Here is a 19,076-nt window from a genome sequence, read left to right on the forward strand (position 1 = left end):
TGCCCTTTGAACTGGATAGAAAGCACTCCCATGAAAGCTGTCGTCTTCGAAAAATTCGGCGAAGCTCCCACGATCCAGACCGTGCCTGACCCCAAGCCGGCGGGGGATGGCGTCGTCATCAAGGTCGAGGCGACCGGTCTTTGCCGCAGCGACTGGCATGGCTGGATGGGTCATGACGACGGCATCACGCTGCCGCATGTCCCCGGCCATGAACTGGCGGGCGTCGTCGTCGCCGCCGGCAAGCAGGTGAGCCGCTGGAAGGCCGGCGACCGCGTCACCGTGCCTTTCGCCGTCGGCTGCGGCCGCTGCTTCGAATGCAACTCCGGCAACCATCAGGTCTGCGAGCACCAGACCCAACCTGGCTTCACGGGCTGGGGCTCGTTCGCCGAATATGTCGGCATCGAGCATGCCGACACCAATCTCGTACGCCTGCCGGACGAGATGGAGTTCGCCACTGCCGCCAGCCTCGGCTGCCGTTTCGTCACCTCCTTCCGCGCCATCGTCGACCAGGGCCGGGTGACGCCCGGCGAGTGGGTGGCGGTGCATGGCTGCGGCGGTGTCGGTCTCTCGGCGATCATGATCGCCAGCGCCATGGGCGCCAATGTCATCGCCATTGACCTGACCGACGAGAAGCTGGAGTTTGCGAAAAAGATCGGCGCGGTCGCGACCATCAACGCTTCGACCACGCCCAATGTCGTCAAGGCCGTCAAGCAGATCACCAACGGCGGCGCGCATATGTCGATGGACGCGCTCGGCCATCCAACCACGTGCTTCAACTCGATCGCCAATCTGCGCCGGCGCGGTCGCCATGTTCAGGTCGGGCTGATGCTGGGCGACCATGCCCGCCCGCAAGTGCCGATGGACAAGGTCATCGCCTTCGAGCTCGAAATCCTCGGCAGCCACGGCATGCAGGCCTACCGCTATTCCGCCATGATGGACATGATTCGCACCGGCAAGCTGAATCCCGAACTGTTGGTCGGCAAAAGGATCAGCCTCGATGAGGCGCCAGCCGCATTGATGGCGATGGGCGGCTTCGAGGGCATCGGCATCGGCGTGGTGACGAAGTTTTGAGTAGGCTTCCTACCTGGCGAACTTCTTCGCCCCGAACACGCAGGCCACCACGCCGAGCGTGACAACCACCATCAGCGGGCTGACCTGCTCGTGCAGCAGACTCGCCGCGAGCGCCAGGCCGAAGAAGGGCTGCAGCAGTTGCAATTGCCCGACCGCGGCGATGCCGCCCTGCGCCAGGCCGCGATACCAGAACACGAAGCCGATCAGCATGCTGAACAGCGAGACATAGGCGAGGCCGATCCATGCGCCGGAGCCGACAGCGGCAAAAGACGGCGGCAGGGTCGCAAAGCTCAACGCCAACATGACCGGCAGCGACAGCGCCAAGGCCCAGCAGATCACCTGCCAGCCGCCGAGCTTGCGCGACAGCGCCGCACCTTCCGCATAGCCCAGCCCGCAAGCGATGATGGCTGCGAGCATCAACCCGTCGCCGACCGGTGAGGCGGTCACGCCTTGCGACAGCGCGAAACCCGCGACGAGCGTGCTGCCCAGGCAGGAAAACAGCCAGAAGGCCGGGCGCGGACGGTCGCCGCCGCGCAGCACACCGAAGATCGCTGTCGCCAGCGGCAGCAGGCCGACAAAGATGATGGAATGCGCCGCAGTAACATGTGTGAGCGCCAGCGCCGTCAGCAGGGGAAAGCCGACCACGACGCCCAGCGCAACGACGACCAGCGAGACCAGATCCCCGCGATCCGGGCGCTTCTCGCGGAATAGGAACAGCATTGCGATGCCGAGCAGGCCAGCGATCGCCGCACGGGCCGATGTCAGGAAGGTCGGGTCGAAATCGACCACCGCCACGCGCGTCGCCGGCAACGAGCCGCTGAAGATCAGAACGCCGATGAAGCCGTTGAGCCAGCCGTTGAAACTCTTATCCATCATCCGCTCCGTTTGCGCTTCTGTACCGGCGCAGCGCATGGCGTTGCCAGAGACAATGGGGTACAATTCCGCAAAACTGTATTGGTCGACAGGGAAGTACAGATGGACACGCCCGACCCGAAGGCGACGAATGCCGGAACGCTCGTCGAAGCCGTCATGTCGGCAATCCGGCAGCGGATCGCCGCGCGCATCCTGACGCCGGGCGCGCGCTTGCCTTCGATCCGCGCCTTCGCCGGCACGATGCAGGTGTCAAAATCTACGGTGGTCGAGGCCTATGAGCGGCTTGCGGCGGAAGGCACGATCCGCTCGCGGCCGGGCTCCGGCTTCTTTGCCGCCGGCCCGCTTGCGCCGCTGTCGCTGGCCGAGATCGGCCCGCGGCTCGACCGCACCGTCGACCCGCTCTGGGTCTCGCGGCAAGCACTGGAGGCAGGCGACGATATGCTGAAACCGGGCTGCGGCTGGCTGCCGGCTTCCTGGATGCCTCAGGCCGCGTTGCGGCAAGCACTGCGCGGCGCCGCCCGAGCCGACGATGCGACGCTTGCCGACTACGGCACGCCGCTTGGCCTGCCGGCACTGCGGCAGCTGCTTGCCCGCCGCCTGTCGGCGCACGGCGTCGAGGCTTCGCCGGACCAGATCATGCTCACCGAGTCCGGGACGCAGGCGATCGACCTATTGTGCCGCTTGCTCCTCGAGCCGGGCGATACGGTTCTGGTCGACGATCCCTGCTATTTCAACTTCCATGCGTTGCTGCGCGCGCACCGCGCCAAAGTGGTCGGTGTCGCGATGACACCCTCAGGGCCCGATATCGACCTCTTCGCGCAAGCGCTCGCCGAGCACAAGCCGCGCCTCTACATCACCAATTCCGCGCTTCACAACCCGACCGGCGCGGTGCTCTCGCCGCTTATAGCGCACCGGCTGCTCAAGCTTGCCGATCAATCGGATCTTGCCATCGTCGAGGATGACATTTTCGCCGATTTCGAGCACACGCCGGCGCCGCGGCTCGCGGCCTTCGATGGCCTCGGCCGCGTCGTCCAGATCGGTTCCTTCTCGAAGACGCTGTCGGCTTCGGTGCGATGCGGCTTCATCGCCGCGCCCCGCGACTGGATGGAACGGCTGATTGACCTCAAGATCGCCACGACTTTCGGCGGCGGGAGGCTCTCCTCGGAACTGGTGCTGACTCTGCTGAAGGACGGCAGCTACCGCAAGCATGTCGAGCAGTTGCGCACCCGCCTGTCGCGCGCAATGGCCGAAACAGCCGGCAGGCTGAAAGCAATGGACGTTATGCCCTGGATCGATCAGGCGGCCGGTATGTTCCTGTGGTGCCGCCTGCCCGACGGCATCGACGCCGCCGATGTCGCCCGCCATGCGCTGGCGGATAATGTCGTGCTGGCGCCCGGCAACGCCTTCAGCCTGTCGCACTCCGCCGGCCGCTTCATGCGTTTCAACGTCGCCCAATGCGCCGATGAGCGCAACTTCAGAGTGCTTGAAAGGGCAATGGCGGCGTCCCGCCGCAAAGGCGCGACGCAGCCCGGCAGCGGCAGAGCTTAGGCGCCTGCCCGCTTGCGGCGCTCATACATCATCACCAGCGTCTCGGCAGTCAGCGCCGGCTTCTGCTCGCCCTCGATCTCGACGGTGTTCGCGGCCTTCATCAGATATTGGCCGGGGCCGCGGTCTTCCATGGTGAGCAGCGTCGTGCGCAGCCGGATACGTGCGCCGGACTTCACCGGCGCCAGGAAGCGCACTTTGTCGAAGCCATAGTTGAAGGCGGCTTGCGTGTTTTCCGGCACGATGCCCATCTCCAGCGCCAGCGCGCCGATGATCGACAGCGTCAGATAGCCATGCGCGATCGTAGTGCGGAACGGGCTCTGCCGCTTCGCGCGCTCCGGATCGACATGTATCCACTGGTGGTCGCCCGTGCATTGGGCGAACTGGTCGATGCGCTGCTGGTCGACCGTCGTCCAGTCCGAGACGCCGATCTCCTGGCCGGCCATTGTCCGCAACTGTTCAAAGGTCGGCGGCGTCCTCGGCCGATTTTCCGTCATTCCTGCTTTCCTGCTGGCTTCTGCCAATCTCCCGACCATGAACCGGCGGCTCCTGTCAATTCGCGGCGCCTCGATTTCACCCTCAGAGTTGACGGATTTACGGCAAGCCGCGAACGCGCAGCCGGACGCGCCGATTGCTCAGCCGCCTGAACCCGATCCGGAAAACCCGAATAGGCGTCCTGGATTGCTCACTTCCCGTCGTAGCCGGCCCGGATTTCCGCCATCGCGTCCTTGATCCTGTCGCGCAGGATTTCGACCGATTCGGTGCCGGATTTCCGAACCAGGTCGGCGACCTCGCCGGCATTCTTCAGCGTTGTCTCGAAGGATTTCCTGGCGAAATCCACCTGCTTCGTCATCAACTCCTGCGGATTGCCCGGAGGCTGGTAGTTGCGTGCCATCCGGGTAATTTCGCCGAGCGCCTCCTGCACCATTTCGTGCTGTCTCGACAGAATGGATGACGCGCCGGCGGCGCTTGCCCTGGCCGACTTCTCCAGAGCCTCGAGATTCCTGCGGTGGTGATCGAGGATCGCCTGGATGTCGACCTTCGGCAGCTTCAAGTCGCGGCCGAACCTGCTGAAGATGTCCAGAAACGAGTCGGATTCCGGTTGTCTTGCCATGTCGTCGCCTCCCGATCTGCCGCTTTTACAGCGCCCACTAGGGAGAATAGTGCGCGCCCGGTCCGCGTCAATTGAGGAGAAGCAGCCGCTCCGCCGTATAGAGTGCCAAGCCGGCCAGACCGCCGATCACCATGCCGTTGAAGCGGATATACTGCAGGTCCTTGCCGATATTGATCTCGATCAGCCGCGTCAGCTGGGCCAGATCCCAGCGCTTGACCTGATCGGCGATGAATTTCGACACGCCGCTCTTCTGGCTTTCGACGAAGGAGGCGAGCGCCACAACAAAACCCTGGTTCATGTCGGCCCTGATCTGGGCATCGTCGGCCAAATGTCGTCCGACCTCGACGAACAGGTTGGCGAGGTGCTCGCGAATCGTCGAATTGGCCGCGTTGGCGTCCTGCTCGATGAACAAGCGCAGGCTTGCCCAAGTGTCGCCGGCGAGAGCCCTGACTTCCGGACGGCCCAGGAAATCGCGCTTCAGCTTTTCGGCGCGCCTTGCATATTGCTTCGAGGTCCTGAGCCGCTCGACGAAGCGAAGTACGAAACGGTCGAACTCGGCGCGCGCCGGATGATCGGGATCGGCCCGCACCTCCTCCAGCAGCAACCCGGCGGAAGCGACAATCTTCTTGAGCAGATAGGCGTCGGCGCGAAACAGGTTGAACAGCGACGGCAGTTCCTCACGGATCTTTTCGCGCATCGTCGCCAGCGCCTTATCGTCGTTCAGGAAGCGCCCGACCACCCTGGTGAACTCGTCGAACAGTTTCTGGTGGCGCCGGTCGTCGGTGAGCGCCGACAACAGCTCCGCGGCTAAAGGCGCCAGCGGCACCTTTTCGATCTGCTCCAGCAAGCGGCTGGTGACGAAGTCGCGCAGCCCGGACTGCTCCACGGCGGTCAGCGTCTGCGGCACCAGGCGGGCGACGAATCGCGACAGGTCGGCGGCGCGTTCGGCGTCGGCCAACCAGTCGGCGACGAGGGCCGCAAAGTCGACCTCGGCGAGCTTTTCCCGCACGGGCTCCGGCGCAAGGAAATTGGCCTCGATGAACCGGCCGAGATTGTCGGCGATGCGGTGCTGGTTCTCAGGAATGATGGCAGTGTGCGGGATCGGCAGGCCGAGCGGGCGCCTGAACAAAGCCACGACCGCATACCAGTCGGCCAGCCCGCCAATGATCGCCGCCTCGGCGAACGCGGCAACAAAGCCGAGCCACGGATGGGTGACCTCTAACGACTTGGCGAGCGCGAAGACAAGGATGCATAGGCCAAGCGCTGCGGCGGCGACGAACTTGGTCCGCCGCAATGCCGAGAGCTTTGCCTGCGCATCGGCGTCGAATCGAACCGGCGCGAGGGCCTGAGCTGATTGTGACATGGAAAGGCCTTCCCTATTGCACCCGGACTTATCTAGGGCCTGCGCCGGGGAAACGCTCGCTCAAAGCGCATTGCGGCGCGATGCGGCGGACACGCACAAAAAGTTGACAAGATTATTCAGCTATGTAGCGGTCCAGTCTGGAATTGTTCCAAACTATGGGCCATATTCGGCCCAAGCTCATTTCACGAGGATCACCATGCGGCTCACGCGCCAGACCAACTATGCGATGCGCATACTGATGTATTGCGCCGCGAACAGCGATCGGCTGAGCCGCATCCCCGAGATCGCCACCGCCTATTCGGTTTCGGAGCTGTTTTTGTTCAAGATCCTGCAGCCGCTGGTCGAGGCCGGCCTGGTCGAGACGGTGCGCGGCCGCAATGGCGGCGTCAGGCTCGGCCGCCCGGCAGAGCAGATCAGCCTGTTCGACGTCGTGCGCGTCACCGAAGAGAGCTTCGCCATGGCCGAGTGCTTCGAGAACGACGCCGCCGAATGCCCGTTGGTCGACAGCTGCGCCTTGAATTCGGCACTGCGCGAAGCGCTCAACGCCTTCTTCGCCGTGCTCTCCCGCTACACGATCGCCGACCTCGTCGCGGCGCGCCCGAATGTGCGCCACCTGCTTGGCATCGACCTCCTGGAGCAGCGCGCCCCGGCCGCCTAAGCTGCCGATTGCGGCAACACGAACGGAACGCTTCCAGCAGGCAGTGCGCCGACCTTGAGCCGGCAGTCGAACACCTTTTCGATCAGCTCGTCATTGAGCACGTCTTGCGGCGAGCCGGCGGCAGCCAGCTGGCCACGAGAGAGCACGAAAATCCGGTCGGCATACATGGCCGTCAGATTGAGGTCGTGCAGGATCGCCACCACGCCGCCGCCGCGCCGGGCGAAATCGCGCGCAATATTCATGATGATGAGTTGGTGCTTGACGTCGAGGCTGGAGACAGGCTCGTCGAGGAAAAGGTAGCGCGGCCTGCCCTCGAGAACCGGCGCCCAGACCTGGCAAAGTACACGGGCAAGCTGGACGCGCTGCTGCTCGCCGCCTGAAAGCTCCTGGTAGAAGCGGCCGGCAAAGCCGTCGAGATCGACACGCGCCAGCGCCCGCTCGGGCAAGCGCGCATCCTCGCCGGGCAGCACCCCGGAACGCCCGCCGATCAGGCCGAGACGAACGATCTCTAGCACCGTGAAGGGAAAGGACAGCGTGGTGGATTGCGGCAGCACGGCGCGATGCGTCGCTGCCTCCACCGGCTTCATGGAAACCAGGTCTCGGCCATTGAGGATGACAGTGCCGGTATAGGAGAGCTCGCCCGTCAGCGCCTTGAGCAGCGTCGTCTTGCCCGAGCCATTGGGCCCGACGATTGCCGTTACCTCGCCCGGCCGCGCCGTGAAATCTACATGCGACACGATGCGCCTGGAGCCGATCGCTACGGAGATGTCCTGGGCTTCGATCATCGGCTGCTCACAGATCAATGACGCCGCGCTTGCGCAGCAGGATCCACAGGAAGAACGGCGCGCCGGCCACTGCCGTGACGATGCCGATCGGCAGTTCGGCGGGCGCGACGATGGTGCGGGCGACCGCGTCGGCAAGCAGAAGCAGCGAGGCGCCGAGCAAGGCCGAGGCCGGCAGTAGGTAGCGGTTGTCCGGACCGATCGCGAGGCGCAACAGATGCGGCACGACGATGCCGATGAAGCCGATGCCTCCGCTGACGGCGACGGACGCACCAACCGCCGCCGACACGCCGACGATGGCCGTATATTTCAGCCGCTGGACCGGAATGCCGAGATGGCCGGCGGTCGCCTCGCCGAGCGCCAGCGCATCGAGGCCGCGCGACAGGAACGGCATCGCCGCCAGTGCCAGCAACATCACCGGTCCGACCGTGCCGATTTTCGGCCAAGTGGCGCCGCCAAGCGAGCCGAGCTGCCAGAAGGTGAGGTCGCGCAATTGTCTGTCGTCGGCCACGAAGACCAGTATGCCGGTGATCGCCATGGCAAGGGCGGCGATCGCCAGGCCGGCGAGCAGCATCGTGGCGACTGACGTCCGGCAGTGGCGGGTTGCTATGGCATAGAGCAGCAGCGTCACCGCCAGGCCGCCGAAGAAGGCTGCCAGCGGCAGGGCGAGCGTGCCGAGGGCGAGCGTGACAGGCGCAAGCCAGGTTGTGCCGAGCACGATGATTGCCACCGCGCCAAGGCTCGATCCGGCCGAGACGCCGATCAGGCCGGGATCGGCGAGCGGGTTGCGGAACAGTCCTTGCATCACCGCGCCGGAGACGGCGAGCGCGGCGCCGATCAGCACGCCGAGCAGCACGCGCGGCATGCGGATGTCATAGACGATCAGCCGGTCGCGCGCGGCGAGTGCCGTATCGGCCGGCACGCCTCCGGTCAGCCAGTCGCGTATGACGCGGATGGCGGACGCGTCCGAAGCGCCCGAGGTCAGCGACAGGAATATGGACAGGGCAAGCGCGACAGACAAAAGCAGGATGACGATCCTTGCCCGCGCCGAGCGGTCGCCATCGGCTGCCATCACCCTGCGCGCCGGCCCCGCAATCGACTGTTCGGCCATCACCGCTCAGTCCGCGGCCTGATTGCCGTAAAGCGAGACGGCGAGGTCGTGGATCGCCTCAGCCGTGCGCGGCCCGAAGCCCAGCAGGTAGCCGCCATCCATGCTGATCAGCTTACGGGCAGCTCCCGCGGGCGTCGAGGCGATCGAGGGTTTGGCGAACAGCTCATCTTCCGAGATCGGCGGACCGGCGTTCTTCATCATCAGGAGCACATCGGGCCTTGCGGTGACGATCGCCTCATCGGACAGTTGCTTGTAGCCGGAGAAACCCTCGACCGCGTTGACGGCGCCGGCAAGCTTGATGATACCGTCTCCGGCCGTATCGCTGCCCGCGGCCAGGATCTTGCCGCCCTGGATCGACAGCACGAACAGGACGCGCTTGCGCTCCTTGATCGCGGCCGTCTGCTTTTCGGCCGACTTCAGCTTCGCGTCCGTCTCCGCAGCGAGCTTCTCCGCCTTGGCCTCGACCCCCAGCGCCCTCCCGACGGTGCGGATCTTTTCGAGGATGCCTTCATGGCTGTAGCGCTCCGGCACCTCGATAAAGGGCACGCTCGATTTCTTCAGCACGTCGACGGTTTCCTTCGGGCCGCTGCCATGCAGGGCTAGAATCCCCGATGGATTGACCGACAGAACGCCCTCCGGCGACAGCGCGCGCATATAGCCAACATCAGGCAATTTCTGCGCGGCTTGCGGGAAAGAGCTGGTCGAATCACGGGCTACGAGATGACCTTCCTCGCCGAGCGCATAGACGATCTCGGTGATCGAGCCGCCGATGGAGGCAATCCGCGAGGTGTCGGAGAAGACGGCCCTACCTTCATCGGCTCCGGCAGGCAGAGCGGCGGCGGCAAGCAGAACGCCGATCAGCGGCGCAAGCGTAGAGCGGAAACGGTGAACGACACGCATCGAGTCTCGCCTCATGCAGCGGTCGGGCTGGGGATACGGGGCAGGTTCTCGGCCAGGAAGCGCCAGTCTTCGCGCTCGCCCTCGCCTTCATGGCGCTTGCCGAAGAACTGTATGATCATGCCCCCCTTGGCGTCATAAGCCTCGAGCGACGTGACATGGCCATCATTGGTCGGCTTGCGCACCGCCCAGACTTCATGGATGTGATCGGTCCTCAGATGCAGGTGGAAGGTCTCGTCGAGCACGTTGATCCACGGCCCCATCGGCTTGACCGACTTGATCGGGCCGGAATGGATCTGGATGCAGCCGCGGTTGCCGACGAAGCACATGATCGGCATCTCGCCTTCCGCCGCGTGGTGAAACATGGCGCTGACGGCATCATTGTCGAGCAGCCATGCATAGTCCTGGCCGACCATGCGCACCGCCTCACGGCGGCTGAGCTTCAGCGTCTTCAGCATGCCGAAGAACTGATGCACGTCGGTCATCCGGCTCCAGCGGTCGCGGAGGTCGTCGATGCTGGCTACCGAGGCTTGCACCTCCACTTCGTCCTCCGGCGCGCTTGAGGCGATTGCGATCGTCGGCTCCTGGTTCGACGATTCAAGGCTCGCCACCAGCTTCTGGTAAGCATAGAGGTTCGAGGCCGCCCGCAGATGCACCTTGTGAACGGCCTCGCCGGCCGCATCGAAGAACTGCAGGCTGCGGCGGATCTCGCCCCCGTCGCGTTTCTCGACGGCAAAGCCATGTGCCCACACTTTCGGGAAGATGCGCAGGTCGATGTTCTCGCCGAGCACCATGGCGTTGTGATTGCCAGTGACGACCTTGTCGTAGACGCCGATCTTTTCGTGCACGGCGCTTTCGTTGCGGGTCAGCGCCATCACTTCGCCGACCGCTTCGAGGTCGCTCAGCAAGTCATTGACGCGCGGCTCGACGCGCACGGCGCCATGGCCGCAATGTGCCGCGACCAGCTCTGCTTCCGAAATGCCGAGTTGGGCCGCCAAATCGCGCTCGCGCATCTTCGGATTGTCTTCCCGCGAACCCCGGATCTCGTCCGGCGACGGCTTCACGCGTTGGTCCATATCGTCCACCTGCCCACTTTTTGTCTGCCCTGTTCGTCTGCCGATCGTGCTTACTTGTTGAGGATCAGCTTGCCCTGGCGGGTGATCTTCAGACGGTAGAGAGCACCATGATGTTCGATGCCAATCTCATGCTCGCCCTGGAACAGCGCGTTGCTGGAGAGCGTGCGCACTGACATCGCCACGCGGTCAAAACGCGCGGGCACGTCGTCGGAGCGGCGGCCGCGGTAGCGAAAGTCGCTTGGGTTATGGCTGTTCATCTCATTCGGTCCCTTTTTCCTGTGCCGGCCACCGGGCCGGTCGCCTCGTCAAATGCCGATTAAATTCTTGACTCGATTTCTCATGTTTACTAGTCGTGCATTACCGGACTAAATGAGTCAACATTTAAGACGCCGGACGCGATCAAAAATGCGAGCGAGCCCCGCGCCAGCCAGCATCGAGCCTGAGAATCTGGAGTTGGGGCATGGGGTTGGTGAATTGGGGACGGCCGACAGATCGGCCGATGGCGAAGGAAATGGCGGCCTTGCTGGCTGGCGCGGCGGCAATCGCGCTCTGTATGCCGGCGGCCAAAGCGCAACAGGCCACCCAGCCGGCGGCTGACCAGCAGAGCGACCAGACAAAGAAGACTGACCAGAAAAGTGCAGGCGACTCGACGCTGCTCGACAAGATCCTCGTCATTAGCCGCACCGGCGAGACGGCGATCCAGTCGCTGGCCTCGGCCAGCCATGTCGACAAGGAACAGCTTGAGCGCCGCATGGCGACGACGCCGAACGAGATGCTGCTTGGCGTGCCGGGAGTTGCAGTGCAGGCCGACGCGCGACGCGTCAGCTCCAGCATCAACATCCGCGGCCTGCAGGATTTCGGCCGCGTGGCGGTGATCGTCGACGGCGCCAGGCAGGATTTCCAGCGCTCCGACCACGGCACGCAGTCGACCTTCTATGTCGATCCTGAGCTCATCAAATCGGTCGACGTGATCCGCGGCCCGGTCGCCAACACCTATGGCGCCGGCGCCATCGGCGGAGTGGTGTTCTTCGAAACCAAGGACGCCGGAGATTTCCTCAAGCCGGAAGAGACCTGGGCCGGATCGCTGACCGGTCGCTATGAAACGAATGGCAAGGGCTGGACCACCAGCGCTAGCGGCGCCTATCGCTTCAACGAGAACTGGGACGTTCTGGGCAACATCGTCTACCGCGACTACGGCGACTACAAGAACGGTGGCGGCGACACCGTTGCCGGCACCGGCTTCGACGTGCTGAACGGCCTGCTCAAGACCACCATTCGCCCGACCGAGAACAGCGAGTTGAAGCTCGGCTGGGTCGGCTCGAAGGACGGGTGGACGGAGACCAGTGGCGGCGTTCCGGCCAACGATGTCGACCTGAAATCGAATACCTTCACCGCCCGCTACAACATCACCGACGATGCCAAAAGCTGGCTCGATCTCCACATCAACGCCTCTTACAACAAGACGCTTCTCGATCTGACGACGCTCGTCCCGCAGAACCGTTTCGATCCGACGACCGGCCTGCCCGTGGTGCTGCCCGCCGGGTCGCTCTCGACTTTCGATGTCGGGACGACCGGCTTCGACATATGGAACACGTCGCGATTCGAGACCGCCGGCATCGCGCATGAGTTGACCTACGGCGGTGACTGGGTCGGCGACGACGTCGAAACCGGGGGCACAGCCGGCGGCGACAGCTTCTACACGCCGTCAGGTAAGCGCAACGTCTCCGGCGCCTATGTCCAGGACAAGCTGACCTGGGAATGGCTGGAGGTCATCACCGGCCTGCGCTACGACAGGTACAGCCTGAAGGACTCCGAGCACGAGACATCAGGCGACCGGCTGTCGCCGCGCATCACCATCGGCGTATCGCCCTTCGAAAGCGCTGACCTCGCCGGCCTGCAGTTTTACGGCACCTATGCGGAAGGCTACCGCTCACCCTCGCTGACGGAGACGCTGATCAGCGGTAACCATCCGGCCGGCGTCACCTTCCCCTTCCTGCCCAATCCAAATCTCAAGCCTGAGACCGGCAAGACCGTCGAGTTCGGCGTCAACTACAAGCAGAACGACATTTTCGAAGGCGGCGACGCTCTGCGGCTCAAGGCCGCCTATTTCAACAACAATGTCGAAGACTATATCGACGGCGTCACGCTGTCGGCCTTCGACCCGACCAGCGGCTGCCCGTTCGGCCCCGGCATCCCGATCTGCTTCCAGTACCAGAACTTCGCCAAGGCCAAGATCAACGGTTTTGAACTGGAAAGCGTCTATGACGCCGGCTGGGGCTATGCGGGCTTCTCGGCCTCGATCATCAACGGCCACACCATCTCGTATGAGGGCGAGCGGGCCGACCTTGCCACCATTCCCTCCTCGCAGGTGACGGCGCAGCTCGGACTTCGCTTCCTCGAGGACAGGCTCACCGTCGGCGGTGAAGTGCAATATAACGGCAAGCCCAAGGGCAATCCGGTGGCCAAGGACTATACGCTGGTCAATGCCTTTGCCAGTTACCAGGCGACCGACAACCTCAAGCTCGACGTCCGCGCCGACAATCTGTTCGATGTCAAATACACCAATCCGCTCAACGCAAGCACGACTGCCGTCCTCTATGAACCGGGCGTCACGCTGAAGCTTGCGGCAACCATGCGCTTTGGAGGCTGAGAACCATGAACTTGACGACATCGCTCCGTCTCTTGACCTCGGCGCTGGCGATGTCGCTCGGCCCGGTGCCGGCGCGCGGCCAGTCCGCGCCAGCGCCGGCCCTTAATCTCGAACTCAACGCCGTGCAGCCTTCGGACAAGGGCTGCCGGCTGACCTTCGTCGTCAACAACGCGCTCGGCGCCGACCTGTCGAAGTCCGCTTTCGAAATCGCGCTGTTCAATGAGTCCGGCGTTGTCGACCGCCTCACCGTGCTCGATTTCAAGGACCTGCCGGTCGGCAAGACGAAAGTCACGCGCTTCGATCTCGCGGGCGCCGACTGCGGCAAGCTCGGCCGCGTGCTGATCAACAGCGCGACGGAATGCGCTGGAACCGGCGTCGAGCCGACGGCCTGCATGCGCGACCTGAAGACCTCGACTAAAACCGCCATCGCCTTCGGCGTATAGAGGTGGGGATTGCATCCGGCCCGCCAGGAGACGCCATGGCGTGGGCCATAGGCGGCAACCGATCTTGATTTGACAATTTCTTATCGCGTACAGCAGGTCTCGGCGCGAGACATGCAGGACATCAATCACTCCTCCGATGCAGGCAGCAAACCGGCGATCACGCCGGCCGAGCCGCTCATGCAGCCGCGGCACTCGGCCGGGCATCGCAAATGGCCGGTGGCGATCATCGCTTCCGGCCTGCTCCATGGCGCTGCGGCGGCCGCGTTCCTGTTCGCGCCTGCCGGGATATTCGACTCCATGGACGCGATTCGGGCCGAGGGCGCAGATCAGTCCGGCGCCAACGTCACCGGCAGCGCCCTGGACGACCAGTCGTCCGGCGCCGTGGATGTCACCTTGGTGCCCGATCTGCAGCCGGTGAAACGCCAGGCCGCGCAGCCCGCACCGCCGGTCGAAGCGCAGGAACCAGCAAGCGAACCCTCGACGCCTCAGCTTCCGCCGCAAGCCGTCAAGGAAGCCGCTTCCGCGCCGGATATCGTGGCGGCCACCAGCCCACGCCAGGATGACCAGACTGTCCCCGACGACAGCAAACCTACGCCCGCGACCGAACTGCAAAGCGCTGAAGCGCCCCTTGCCGAGCCTCAACAGCCACCGGTCCCCAGTGCGACATCGAGCGCCCCAGCCCCATCGGCAGCGGCAGACCAGACCAATGCAACCGGCGGCACGGCGGATGGCGATACACGCGACGCGCCTGTTGCCGCCAGCAAGGGCAAGAAACAGGCCGCTGCCGGCAATGCCCTGGAATCCCACTACAGCGGTGAAATCCAGAAGAAACTTGCGCGCGCCAACCGTCGCGTTTCGAAATCGATCCAGGCCAAGGCTCGCAACAACGCCAGGGTGGTTTTCGTCGTCGCGGCCGACGGCAGCGTCAGCGACCTGCAGCTCACTGAAAGTTCAGGGTCCGCCGAGCTCGATCAGTTCGCTTTGACGCTGGTGCGCAAGCAAGCCCCGTTCCCTCCCATTCCACCCGAGACCGGCAAATCAAGTTGGGTGTTCAAGGCGCGGATCGGCCCTTTTTAAAGCCTCCGCGATTTCATCGCCTGGACGAAGTCGGAGAACTTCCGCGCCGCCCATCGCAACGCCGGCACCGCCAAGGTGCATTATCTTGGCCACCCCGAGTTCGAAGGGTTTTTGGTCGTCGAGGGCGCCTGACCGCCGCGAACGCGGCGGCCTTCCCGCACCTGATTAGGCTGCCGCGAGCAGGCTGGCATTGCCGCCGGCCGCCGTCGTGTCAACGCAGACCGCGCGCTCATGCGCATAAGCCGCCGGATTAAGCACTTCGCCGACCAGCGGCACGATCGGCCCGGCGCGCTCGGCAACCACCTTGCGCACGATGCGCGCCGCTTCCGGCGTGCCGGAGAAGGCAACGACGTCGACGCGCAGCGAGCGTGCCTCGACCGGGTCCGGCCGGCCGTCGATCGCCGCCAGCGGCAGGCCCTTGCCGGTCAGCGCCGACAGCGCCGCCGGCGCGCCTGGCGCCACTGCCAGAACGGCATTGCCGGCGGCTAAAGCCTGGATTGTCTGCGCAAGCAGCGTCTCGGCATCCGGCCCGAGGCAGAGCACCCGTCCGCGCGGCGCCAGCGACAGCGTGTTGGCCTCGCCGGTCGGGCCCGGCAGGTCGACCTGCCCGAAATCGAGGCTCGCTGCGGCGGCGATGGCCGCAGCCCCCTTGCCGCGCAGATGTTTTCTCAGAATCGCCACGCGATCTGGTCGCGTCGACCAGCCGCCAAGTGTCGGGTCCGGCAGATTGTCGGCGAGTTCCGTCGCCGTCACCTTGTGGCCGTCGCCGACTTCCGTGCCGGCTTGGGGGCCCTTGCGGAAGCGGCGCAGATAATGCGGCCCGCCGGCCTTCGGCCCGGTGCCGGACAGACCCTCGCCGCCGAAGGGCTGCGAGCCGACGACGGCGCCGATCTGGTTTCGGTTGACATAGATGTTGCCGGCATGGATGCCGTCGACGAAATGCTGGACGCGGCCCTCGATGCGGGTGTGCAGGCCGAAGGTCAGGCCGTAGCCCTTGCGGTTGATGCCGGCAATCACCGCGTCGATGTCGTCGGCGTCGAAGGTGGCGACATGCAGCACCGGGCCGAACACTTCGCGCTCCATCTCCTCGATGCCTTTGACCCGAAAGACATGCGGCGCGACGAAGCGGCCGGCAGCCGGCGCTTCGAGCTTGGCGATGAGGCGCCCCTCCAGCCCCTTTTTCTTGCAGTAGTCGCTGATCGAGGCCTGCGCCTCATCGTCGATGACCGGGCCGACATCGGTCGAGATCAGCCACGGATCGCCGACATTGAGGGCTTCCATCGCGCCCTTCAGCATGGCCAGCATCTTCTTCTCGACATCCTTCTGCACGTAGAGCACGCGCAGCGCCGAGCAGCGCTGCCCGGCGCTCTGGAAGGCGGAGGCGAGGATGTCGCGCACCGCCTGCTCGGGAAGCGCCGTGGAATCGACGATCATGGCGTTCAGCCCACCCGTCTCGGCAATCAGCATGGCATCGGGCGCCGCCGTTTCGGCCAGCTGTTTTTCGATCAGCTTTGCGACCTCGGTCGAGCCGGTAAAGCAGACACCTGCGATGCGCGGGTCGGCGGTGAGCGGCGCTCCGACCGAAGCGCCGTCACCCGGCAGGAGCTGGATGATATCCTCCGGCACGCCGGCCTCGCGCAGCATCTCGACGGCGCGGAAGGCGATCAGCGGCGTCTGCTCGGCGGGCTTGGCGATCACCGAATTGCCGGTGACGAGCGCTGCCGCGATCTGGCCGGTGAAGATGGCCAGCGGGAAATTCCACGGCGAGATGCAGACGATTGCGCCACGGGCTTCAGTGCCCGCTTCGGCATTCGCCGCCGCGGCCGCATAGTAACGCAGGAAATCGACCGCCTCGCGCACTTCGGCGACGCCGTCGGCCAACGACTTGCCGGCCTCTCGAGTGGCCAAAGCGAAGAACTCGGCGGCATTGGCCTCGTAGAGGTCGGCGGCGCGGTTGAGGATCGCGGCGCGCTCGGCAACCGGGCGTTTTGCCCAGGCCGGTTGCGCCTCCACAGCGATGCGAACGGCCGTCGCGACCTGCTTGGCCGCCGCCTCATGCACTGTGCCGACGACCTCATCGGGCTTGGCCGGGTTGACGATCTGGCGCGGCTTGCCGTAGCCGGCGGCGCGCGTGATCGGCTTGGCATGCCAGCGATCCGCTCCCGCGAATTCCGCCCGTGCCCTGTCGATGGCTGCAAGAGTCACCGCATCACTGATGTCGAACCCTTTTGAATTGCGCCGGTGGGCGCCGAAGATCGCGGCGGGCCGCGCGATCGCCGGATTGGCGGCGGGGCCTTGTTTCTCTACAGCCTCCAGCGGGTCGCGGGCGATTTCTTCCGGCTCGACCTCCTCGTCAGTCAACTGGTGGACGAAAGAGGAGTTGGCGCCGTTTTCCAAGAGCCGCCGCACCAGATAGGCGAGCAGGTCGGAATGCGCACCGACCGGCGCGTAGATGCGGCAGCGCGTCCTTTCGGCCTTGCGCACCGTCTCGTGCAGCGATTCGCCCATGCCGTGCAGACGCTGGCATTCGAAGGAGTCGCGATCCTTCGCCATCGACAGGATGGCAGCCACCGTGTGCGCGTTGTGGGTGGCGAATTGCGGGTAGATGCGGTCGGTCATCGACAGCAGTTTTCGCGCGCAGGCCAGATACGAGACGTCGGTGTTGGTCTTGCGGGTGAAGACCGGATAGCCGGCAAGCCCAAGCGTCTGTGCCCGCTTGATCTCGGTGTCCCAATAGGCGCCCTTCACCAGCCGCACCATGATCTTGCGGTCGTACTTTTTGGCAAGCGCATAGAGCCAGTCGATGACGAAGGCCGCGCGCGGGCCATAGGCCTGGACGACGACGCCGAAACCATCCCAACCGGCAAGCTCCGGTTCGGCGAGCACGCGTTCGATGACGTCGAGCGACAGATCGAGCCGGTCGGCCTCTTCGGCATCGATGTTGAGGCCCATGCGCGAATGCCGCGCGGCAAGCGCCAGCGACAACAGCCGCTCGGCCATTACCGGCAGCATCTTCTCCTTCTGCGCCACCTCATAGCGTGGATGCAGTGCCGAAAGCTTGACAGAAATGCCGTGGTTGTAGCGAATGTCCGGGCCATTGGACCCCGCGTCGAGCGAGGAAATCGCATCCGCATAGGCGCGGTGATAGCGCAACGCATCAGCCTCGGTGCGGGCCGCCTCACCCAGCATGTCGAAGGAATAGAGATAGCCCTTCTGCGTCATCGGACGGCCGCGCTTGACCGCCTCGGCGATGGTGCGGCCGAGCACGAACTGCTCGCCCATTTCGCGCATCGCCGCCGCCACGGCCTTGCGGATGACCGGCTCGCCGAGCCTGCGCACCATGGCGCGCAGCGTGCCTTCGATGCCGCCCTCGCCTTCATCGAGCACGCGGCCGGTCAGCATCAGCGCCCAGGTCGAGGCGTTGACGAAAATGGAACTCGAGCTGCCCGAATGCGCCGACCAGTCATGCGGCGCGATCTTGTCGGCGATGAGATCGTCCATCGTCTCGGCATCGGGAACGCGCAGCAGCGCCTCGGCGAGACACATCAGCGCCACGCCTTCCTTGGTCGACAGGCCATAGGCCGAAAGAAAAACCTCCATCAGCCGAGGGTCGCTCGAGCCGCGCACCGCGCGCACCAGATCGGCCGCACGCGCCGAGATCGCCTTGCGCTCTTCCGCCGAAAGCCCGGCAGCCGCGGACAGTCGCCTCACCGCCTCGTCTTCGTCGGGCAAATAGTTGGCGTGGATCTGCTGGCGGATGGCATCGAGCGGCATGTCGGATCCATGAGAGCAAGCGTTAGCGAGCAGGTCTGGCGGTCGCCGGACCGATTGGCGCAACCTAGCACAGCTGGGAGCCCAGGTCGGTCCAAAGAAATCGACGAGACAGTCCATTCGAGCTATCGTATAGGCTTAGCTCCCGCCATTTTGACCGTAAGACCGATGAGCGAAGACCAATTGGACCGCATTGACCGCAACATCCTGGCCGCGCTCGGGCGCGACGGCCGGCTTTCAATGTCCGAGCTGGCTTTGAAGGTCGGGCTGTCGAAGACCCCGGTGCAGGCCCGTGTGAAGCGTCTTGAGAAGGAGGGCTACATCAGAGGCTATCGCGCGATTATCGACCGGGAGCGCATGGGCGAAGGACATGTCGCCTTCGTCCAGGTGAAGCTGTCGGATACGCGCTCGGCGGCGCTCGACGCGTTCAACCGCGCGGTGCAGGGCGTGCCGGAGATCGAGCAGTGCCATATGATGGCGTCGAGCTTCGACTATCTCCTGAAGGTCCGCACCACAGATATCGCCGCCTACCGCCGCGTGCTCGGCGAGCGCATTTCGGCCCTTCCCCACGTGGCACAGACTTCCACCTTCGTGGCGATGGAAACGGTGAAGGATCGCTAGCGCAATTCCAGGAAAGGTGCGCAG

Annotated in this window: 17 protein-coding genes and 1 pseudogene; 8 read left to right on the forward strand and 10 right to left on the reverse strand. The window is 64.7% G+C overall.

All coding sequences use genetic code 11. The features are described 5' to 3' along the window. Positions 1-30 precede the first annotated feature (30 nt). Entirely contained in the window at positions 31-1,071 is a 1,041-nt protein-coding gene (locus tag CK221_RS16270; protein ID WP_095778454.1) for a zinc-dependent alcohol dehydrogenase family protein, read from the forward strand. 9 nt (positions 1,072-1,080) lie between these two features. Here CK221_RS16270 and CK221_RS16275 read toward each other — a convergent pair whose 3' ends face one another. Beyond that, on the reverse strand, positions 1,081-1,944 hold the full coding sequence (locus CK221_RS16275; protein WP_095778549.1) for a DMT family transporter: 864 nt from the start codon (positions 1,942-1,944) through the stop codon (positions 1,081-1,083). Between the two features lie 102 nt (positions 1,945-2,046). Between CK221_RS16275 and CK221_RS16280 the strand changes: the two genes are divergently transcribed. Beyond that, complete coding sequence (locus CK221_RS16280; RefSeq protein WP_095778455.1) at positions 2,047-3,492, forward strand: PLP-dependent aminotransferase family protein; 1,446 nt, start codon at positions 2,047-2,049, stop codon at positions 3,490-3,492. On the opposite strand, the gene CK221_RS16285 is transcribed toward CK221_RS16280, so the two are convergent. The 3 genes from CK221_RS16285 to CK221_RS16295 all read right to left on the reverse strand — a co-directional run bounded on the left by CK221_RS16285 (position 3,489) and on the right by CK221_RS16295 (position 5,966). Further along, on the reverse strand, positions 3,489-3,986 hold the full coding sequence (locus CK221_RS16285; RefSeq protein ID WP_066999871.1) for a MaoC family dehydratase: 498 nt from the start codon (positions 3,984-3,986) through the stop codon (positions 3,489-3,491). The two genes, CK221_RS16280 and CK221_RS16285, sit on opposite strands and share 4 nt — an antisense overlap. Positions 3,987-4,174: 188 nt before the next feature. Continuing rightward, positions 4,175-4,603: a TIGR01841 family phasin gene (phaP, locus tag CK221_RS16290; protein ID WP_066999869.1), complete on the reverse strand. Its 429-nt coding sequence runs from the start codon at positions 4,601-4,603 to the stop codon at positions 4,175-4,177. A 67-nt stretch (positions 4,604-4,670) separates the two neighbouring features. Next, positions 4,671-5,966: a DUF445 domain-containing protein gene (locus CK221_RS16295; RefSeq protein WP_095778456.1), complete on the reverse strand. Its 1,296-nt coding sequence runs from the start codon at positions 5,964-5,966 to the stop codon at positions 4,671-4,673. Between the two features lie 196 nt (positions 5,967-6,162). Between CK221_RS16295 and rirA the strand changes: the two genes are divergently transcribed. Further along, positions 6,163-6,624, forward strand: a complete 462-nt coding sequence (rirA, locus tag CK221_RS16300; RefSeq protein ID WP_066999863.1) for an iron-responsive transcriptional regulator RirA — start codon at positions 6,163-6,165, stop codon at positions 6,622-6,624. Here the strand turns inward: rirA and CK221_RS16305 are convergent. The 5 genes from CK221_RS16305 to hemP are packed head-to-tail and all read right to left on the reverse strand — an operon-like array spanning position 6,621 to position 10,747. Next, a complete protein-coding gene (locus CK221_RS16305; RefSeq protein WP_095778457.1) occupies positions 6,621-7,409 on the reverse strand; it encodes a heme ABC transporter ATP-binding protein in 789 nt (262 codons plus the stop codon). The two genes, rirA and CK221_RS16305, sit on opposite strands and share 4 nt — an antisense overlap. Positions 7,410-7,416: 7 nt before the next feature. Then, positions 7,417-8,517: an iron ABC transporter permease gene (locus CK221_RS16310; RefSeq protein ID WP_095778458.1), complete on the reverse strand. Its 1,101-nt coding sequence runs from the start codon at positions 8,515-8,517 to the stop codon at positions 7,417-7,419. A 6-nt stretch (positions 8,518-8,523) separates the two neighbouring features. Further along, positions 8,524-9,417, reverse strand: a complete 894-nt coding sequence (locus CK221_RS16315) for a hemin ABC transporter substrate-binding protein (RefSeq protein WP_095778459.1) — start codon at positions 9,415-9,417, stop codon at positions 8,524-8,526. A gap of 11 nt (positions 9,418-9,428) precedes the next feature. Next, a complete protein-coding gene (locus tag CK221_RS16320; protein ID WP_095778550.1) occupies positions 9,429-10,490 on the reverse strand; it encodes a hemin-degrading factor in 1,062 nt (353 codons plus the stop codon). Positions 10,491-10,540: 50 nt separating this feature from the next. Next, positions 10,541-10,747: a hemin uptake protein HemP gene (gene hemP, locus CK221_RS16325; RefSeq protein ID WP_066999851.1), complete on the reverse strand. Its 207-nt coding sequence runs from the start codon at positions 10,745-10,747 to the stop codon at positions 10,541-10,543. Between the two features lie 203 nt (positions 10,748-10,950). Here hemP and CK221_RS16330 point away from each other — a divergent pair, with 203 nt between their 5' ends. The 4 genes and pseudogenes from CK221_RS16330 to CK221_RS16345 all read left to right on the forward strand — a co-directional run. Then, positions 10,951-13,140 carry a TonB-dependent hemoglobin/transferrin/lactoferrin family receptor gene (locus tag CK221_RS16330; RefSeq protein WP_095778460.1) on the forward strand — a complete coding sequence of 730 codons (2,190 nt, stop codon included), beginning with the start codon at positions 10,951-10,953 and terminating at the stop codon, positions 13,138-13,140. A 5-nt stretch (positions 13,141-13,145) separates the two neighbouring features. Further along, on the forward strand, positions 13,146-13,583 hold the full coding sequence (locus CK221_RS16335; protein ID WP_067329442.1) for a hypothetical protein: 438 nt from the start codon (positions 13,146-13,148) through the stop codon (positions 13,581-13,583). Between the two features lie 216 nt (positions 13,584-13,799). After that, positions 13,800-14,660 (forward strand): TonB family protein, encoded by an 861-nt coding sequence (locus CK221_RS16340; RefSeq protein ID WP_245430662.1) that lies wholly within the window; start codon positions 13,800-13,802, stop codon positions 14,658-14,660. A 9-nt stretch (positions 14,661-14,669) separates the two neighbouring features. Further along, positions 14,670-14,792 (forward strand): annotated as a pseudogene (locus CK221_RS16345) (antibiotic biosynthesis monooxygenase); the annotation flags it as partial. A gap of 33 nt (positions 14,793-14,825) precedes the next feature. Here CK221_RS16345 and putA read toward each other — a convergent pair. Continuing rightward, entirely contained in the window at positions 14,826-18,434 is a 3,609-nt protein-coding gene (gene putA, locus CK221_RS16350; RefSeq protein ID WP_095778462.1) for a bifunctional proline dehydrogenase/L-glutamate gamma-semialdehyde dehydrogenase PutA, read from the reverse strand. Between the two features lie 165 nt (positions 18,435-18,599). On the opposite strand from putA, the gene CK221_RS16355 reads away from it, so the two are divergent. Beyond that, positions 18,600-19,052 (forward strand): Lrp/AsnC ligand binding domain-containing protein, encoded by a 453-nt coding sequence (locus CK221_RS16355; protein ID WP_095778463.1) that lies wholly within the window; start codon positions 18,600-18,602, stop codon positions 19,050-19,052. Positions 19,053-19,076 lie beyond the last annotated feature (24 nt).

It is taken from the genome of Mesorhizobium sp. WSM3868 (genome assembly GCF_002294785.1).
Classification (GTDB): Bacteria; Pseudomonadota; Alphaproteobacteria; order Rhizobiales; family Rhizobiaceae; genus Mesorhizobium.

Coding starts and splice junctions, on each gene's coding strand:
- CK221_RS16270 (WP_095778454.1), top strand. CDS start 31: ATGAAAGCTGTCGTCTTCGAAAAATTCGGCGAAGCTCCCACGATCCAG.
- CK221_RS16275 (WP_095778549.1), bottom strand. CDS start 1,944: ATGGATAAGAGTTTCAACGGCTGGCTCAACGGCTTCATCGGCGTTCTG.
- CK221_RS16280 (WP_095778455.1), top strand. CDS start 2,047: ATGGACACGCCCGACCCGAAGGCGACGAATGCCGGAACGCTCGTCGAA.
- CK221_RS16285 (WP_066999871.1), bottom strand. CDS start 3,986: ATGACGGAAAATCGGCCGAGGACGCCGCCGACCTTTGAACAGTTGCGG.
- phaP (WP_066999869.1), bottom strand. CDS start 4,603: ATGGCAAGACAACCGGAATCCGACTCGTTTCTGGACATCTTCAGCAGG.
- CK221_RS16295 (WP_095778456.1), bottom strand. CDS start 5,966: ATGTCACAATCAGCTCAGGCCCTCGCGCCGGTTCGATTCGACGCCGAT.
- rirA (WP_066999863.1), top strand. CDS start 6,163: ATGCGGCTCACGCGCCAGACCAACTATGCGATGCGCATACTGATGTAT.
- CK221_RS16305 (WP_095778457.1), bottom strand. CDS start 7,409: ATGATCGAAGCCCAGGACATCTCCGTAGCGATCGGCTCCAGGCGCATC.
- CK221_RS16310 (WP_095778458.1), bottom strand. CDS start 8,517: ATGGCCGAACAGTCGATTGCGGGGCCGGCGCGCAGGGTGATGGCAGCC.
- CK221_RS16315 (WP_095778459.1), bottom strand. CDS start 9,417: ATGCGTGTCGTTCACCGTTTCCGCTCTACGCTTGCGCCGCTGATCGGC.
- CK221_RS16320 (WP_095778550.1), bottom strand. CDS start 10,490: ATGGACCAACGCGTGAAGCCGTCGCCGGACGAGATCCGGGGTTCGCGG.
- hemP (WP_066999851.1), bottom strand. CDS start 10,747: ATGAACAGCCATAACCCAAGCGACTTTCGCTACCGCGGCCGCCGCTCC.
- CK221_RS16330 (WP_095778460.1), top strand. CDS start 10,951: ATGGGGTTGGTGAATTGGGGACGGCCGACAGATCGGCCGATGGCGAAG.
- CK221_RS16335 (WP_067329442.1), top strand. CDS start 13,146: ATGAACTTGACGACATCGCTCCGTCTCTTGACCTCGGCGCTGGCGATG.
- putA (WP_095778462.1), bottom strand. CDS start 18,434: ATGCCGCTCGATGCCATCCGCCAGCAGATCCACGCCAACTATTTGCCC.
- CK221_RS16355 (WP_095778463.1), top strand. CDS start 18,600: ATGAGCGAAGACCAATTGGACCGCATTGACCGCAACATCCTGGCCGCG.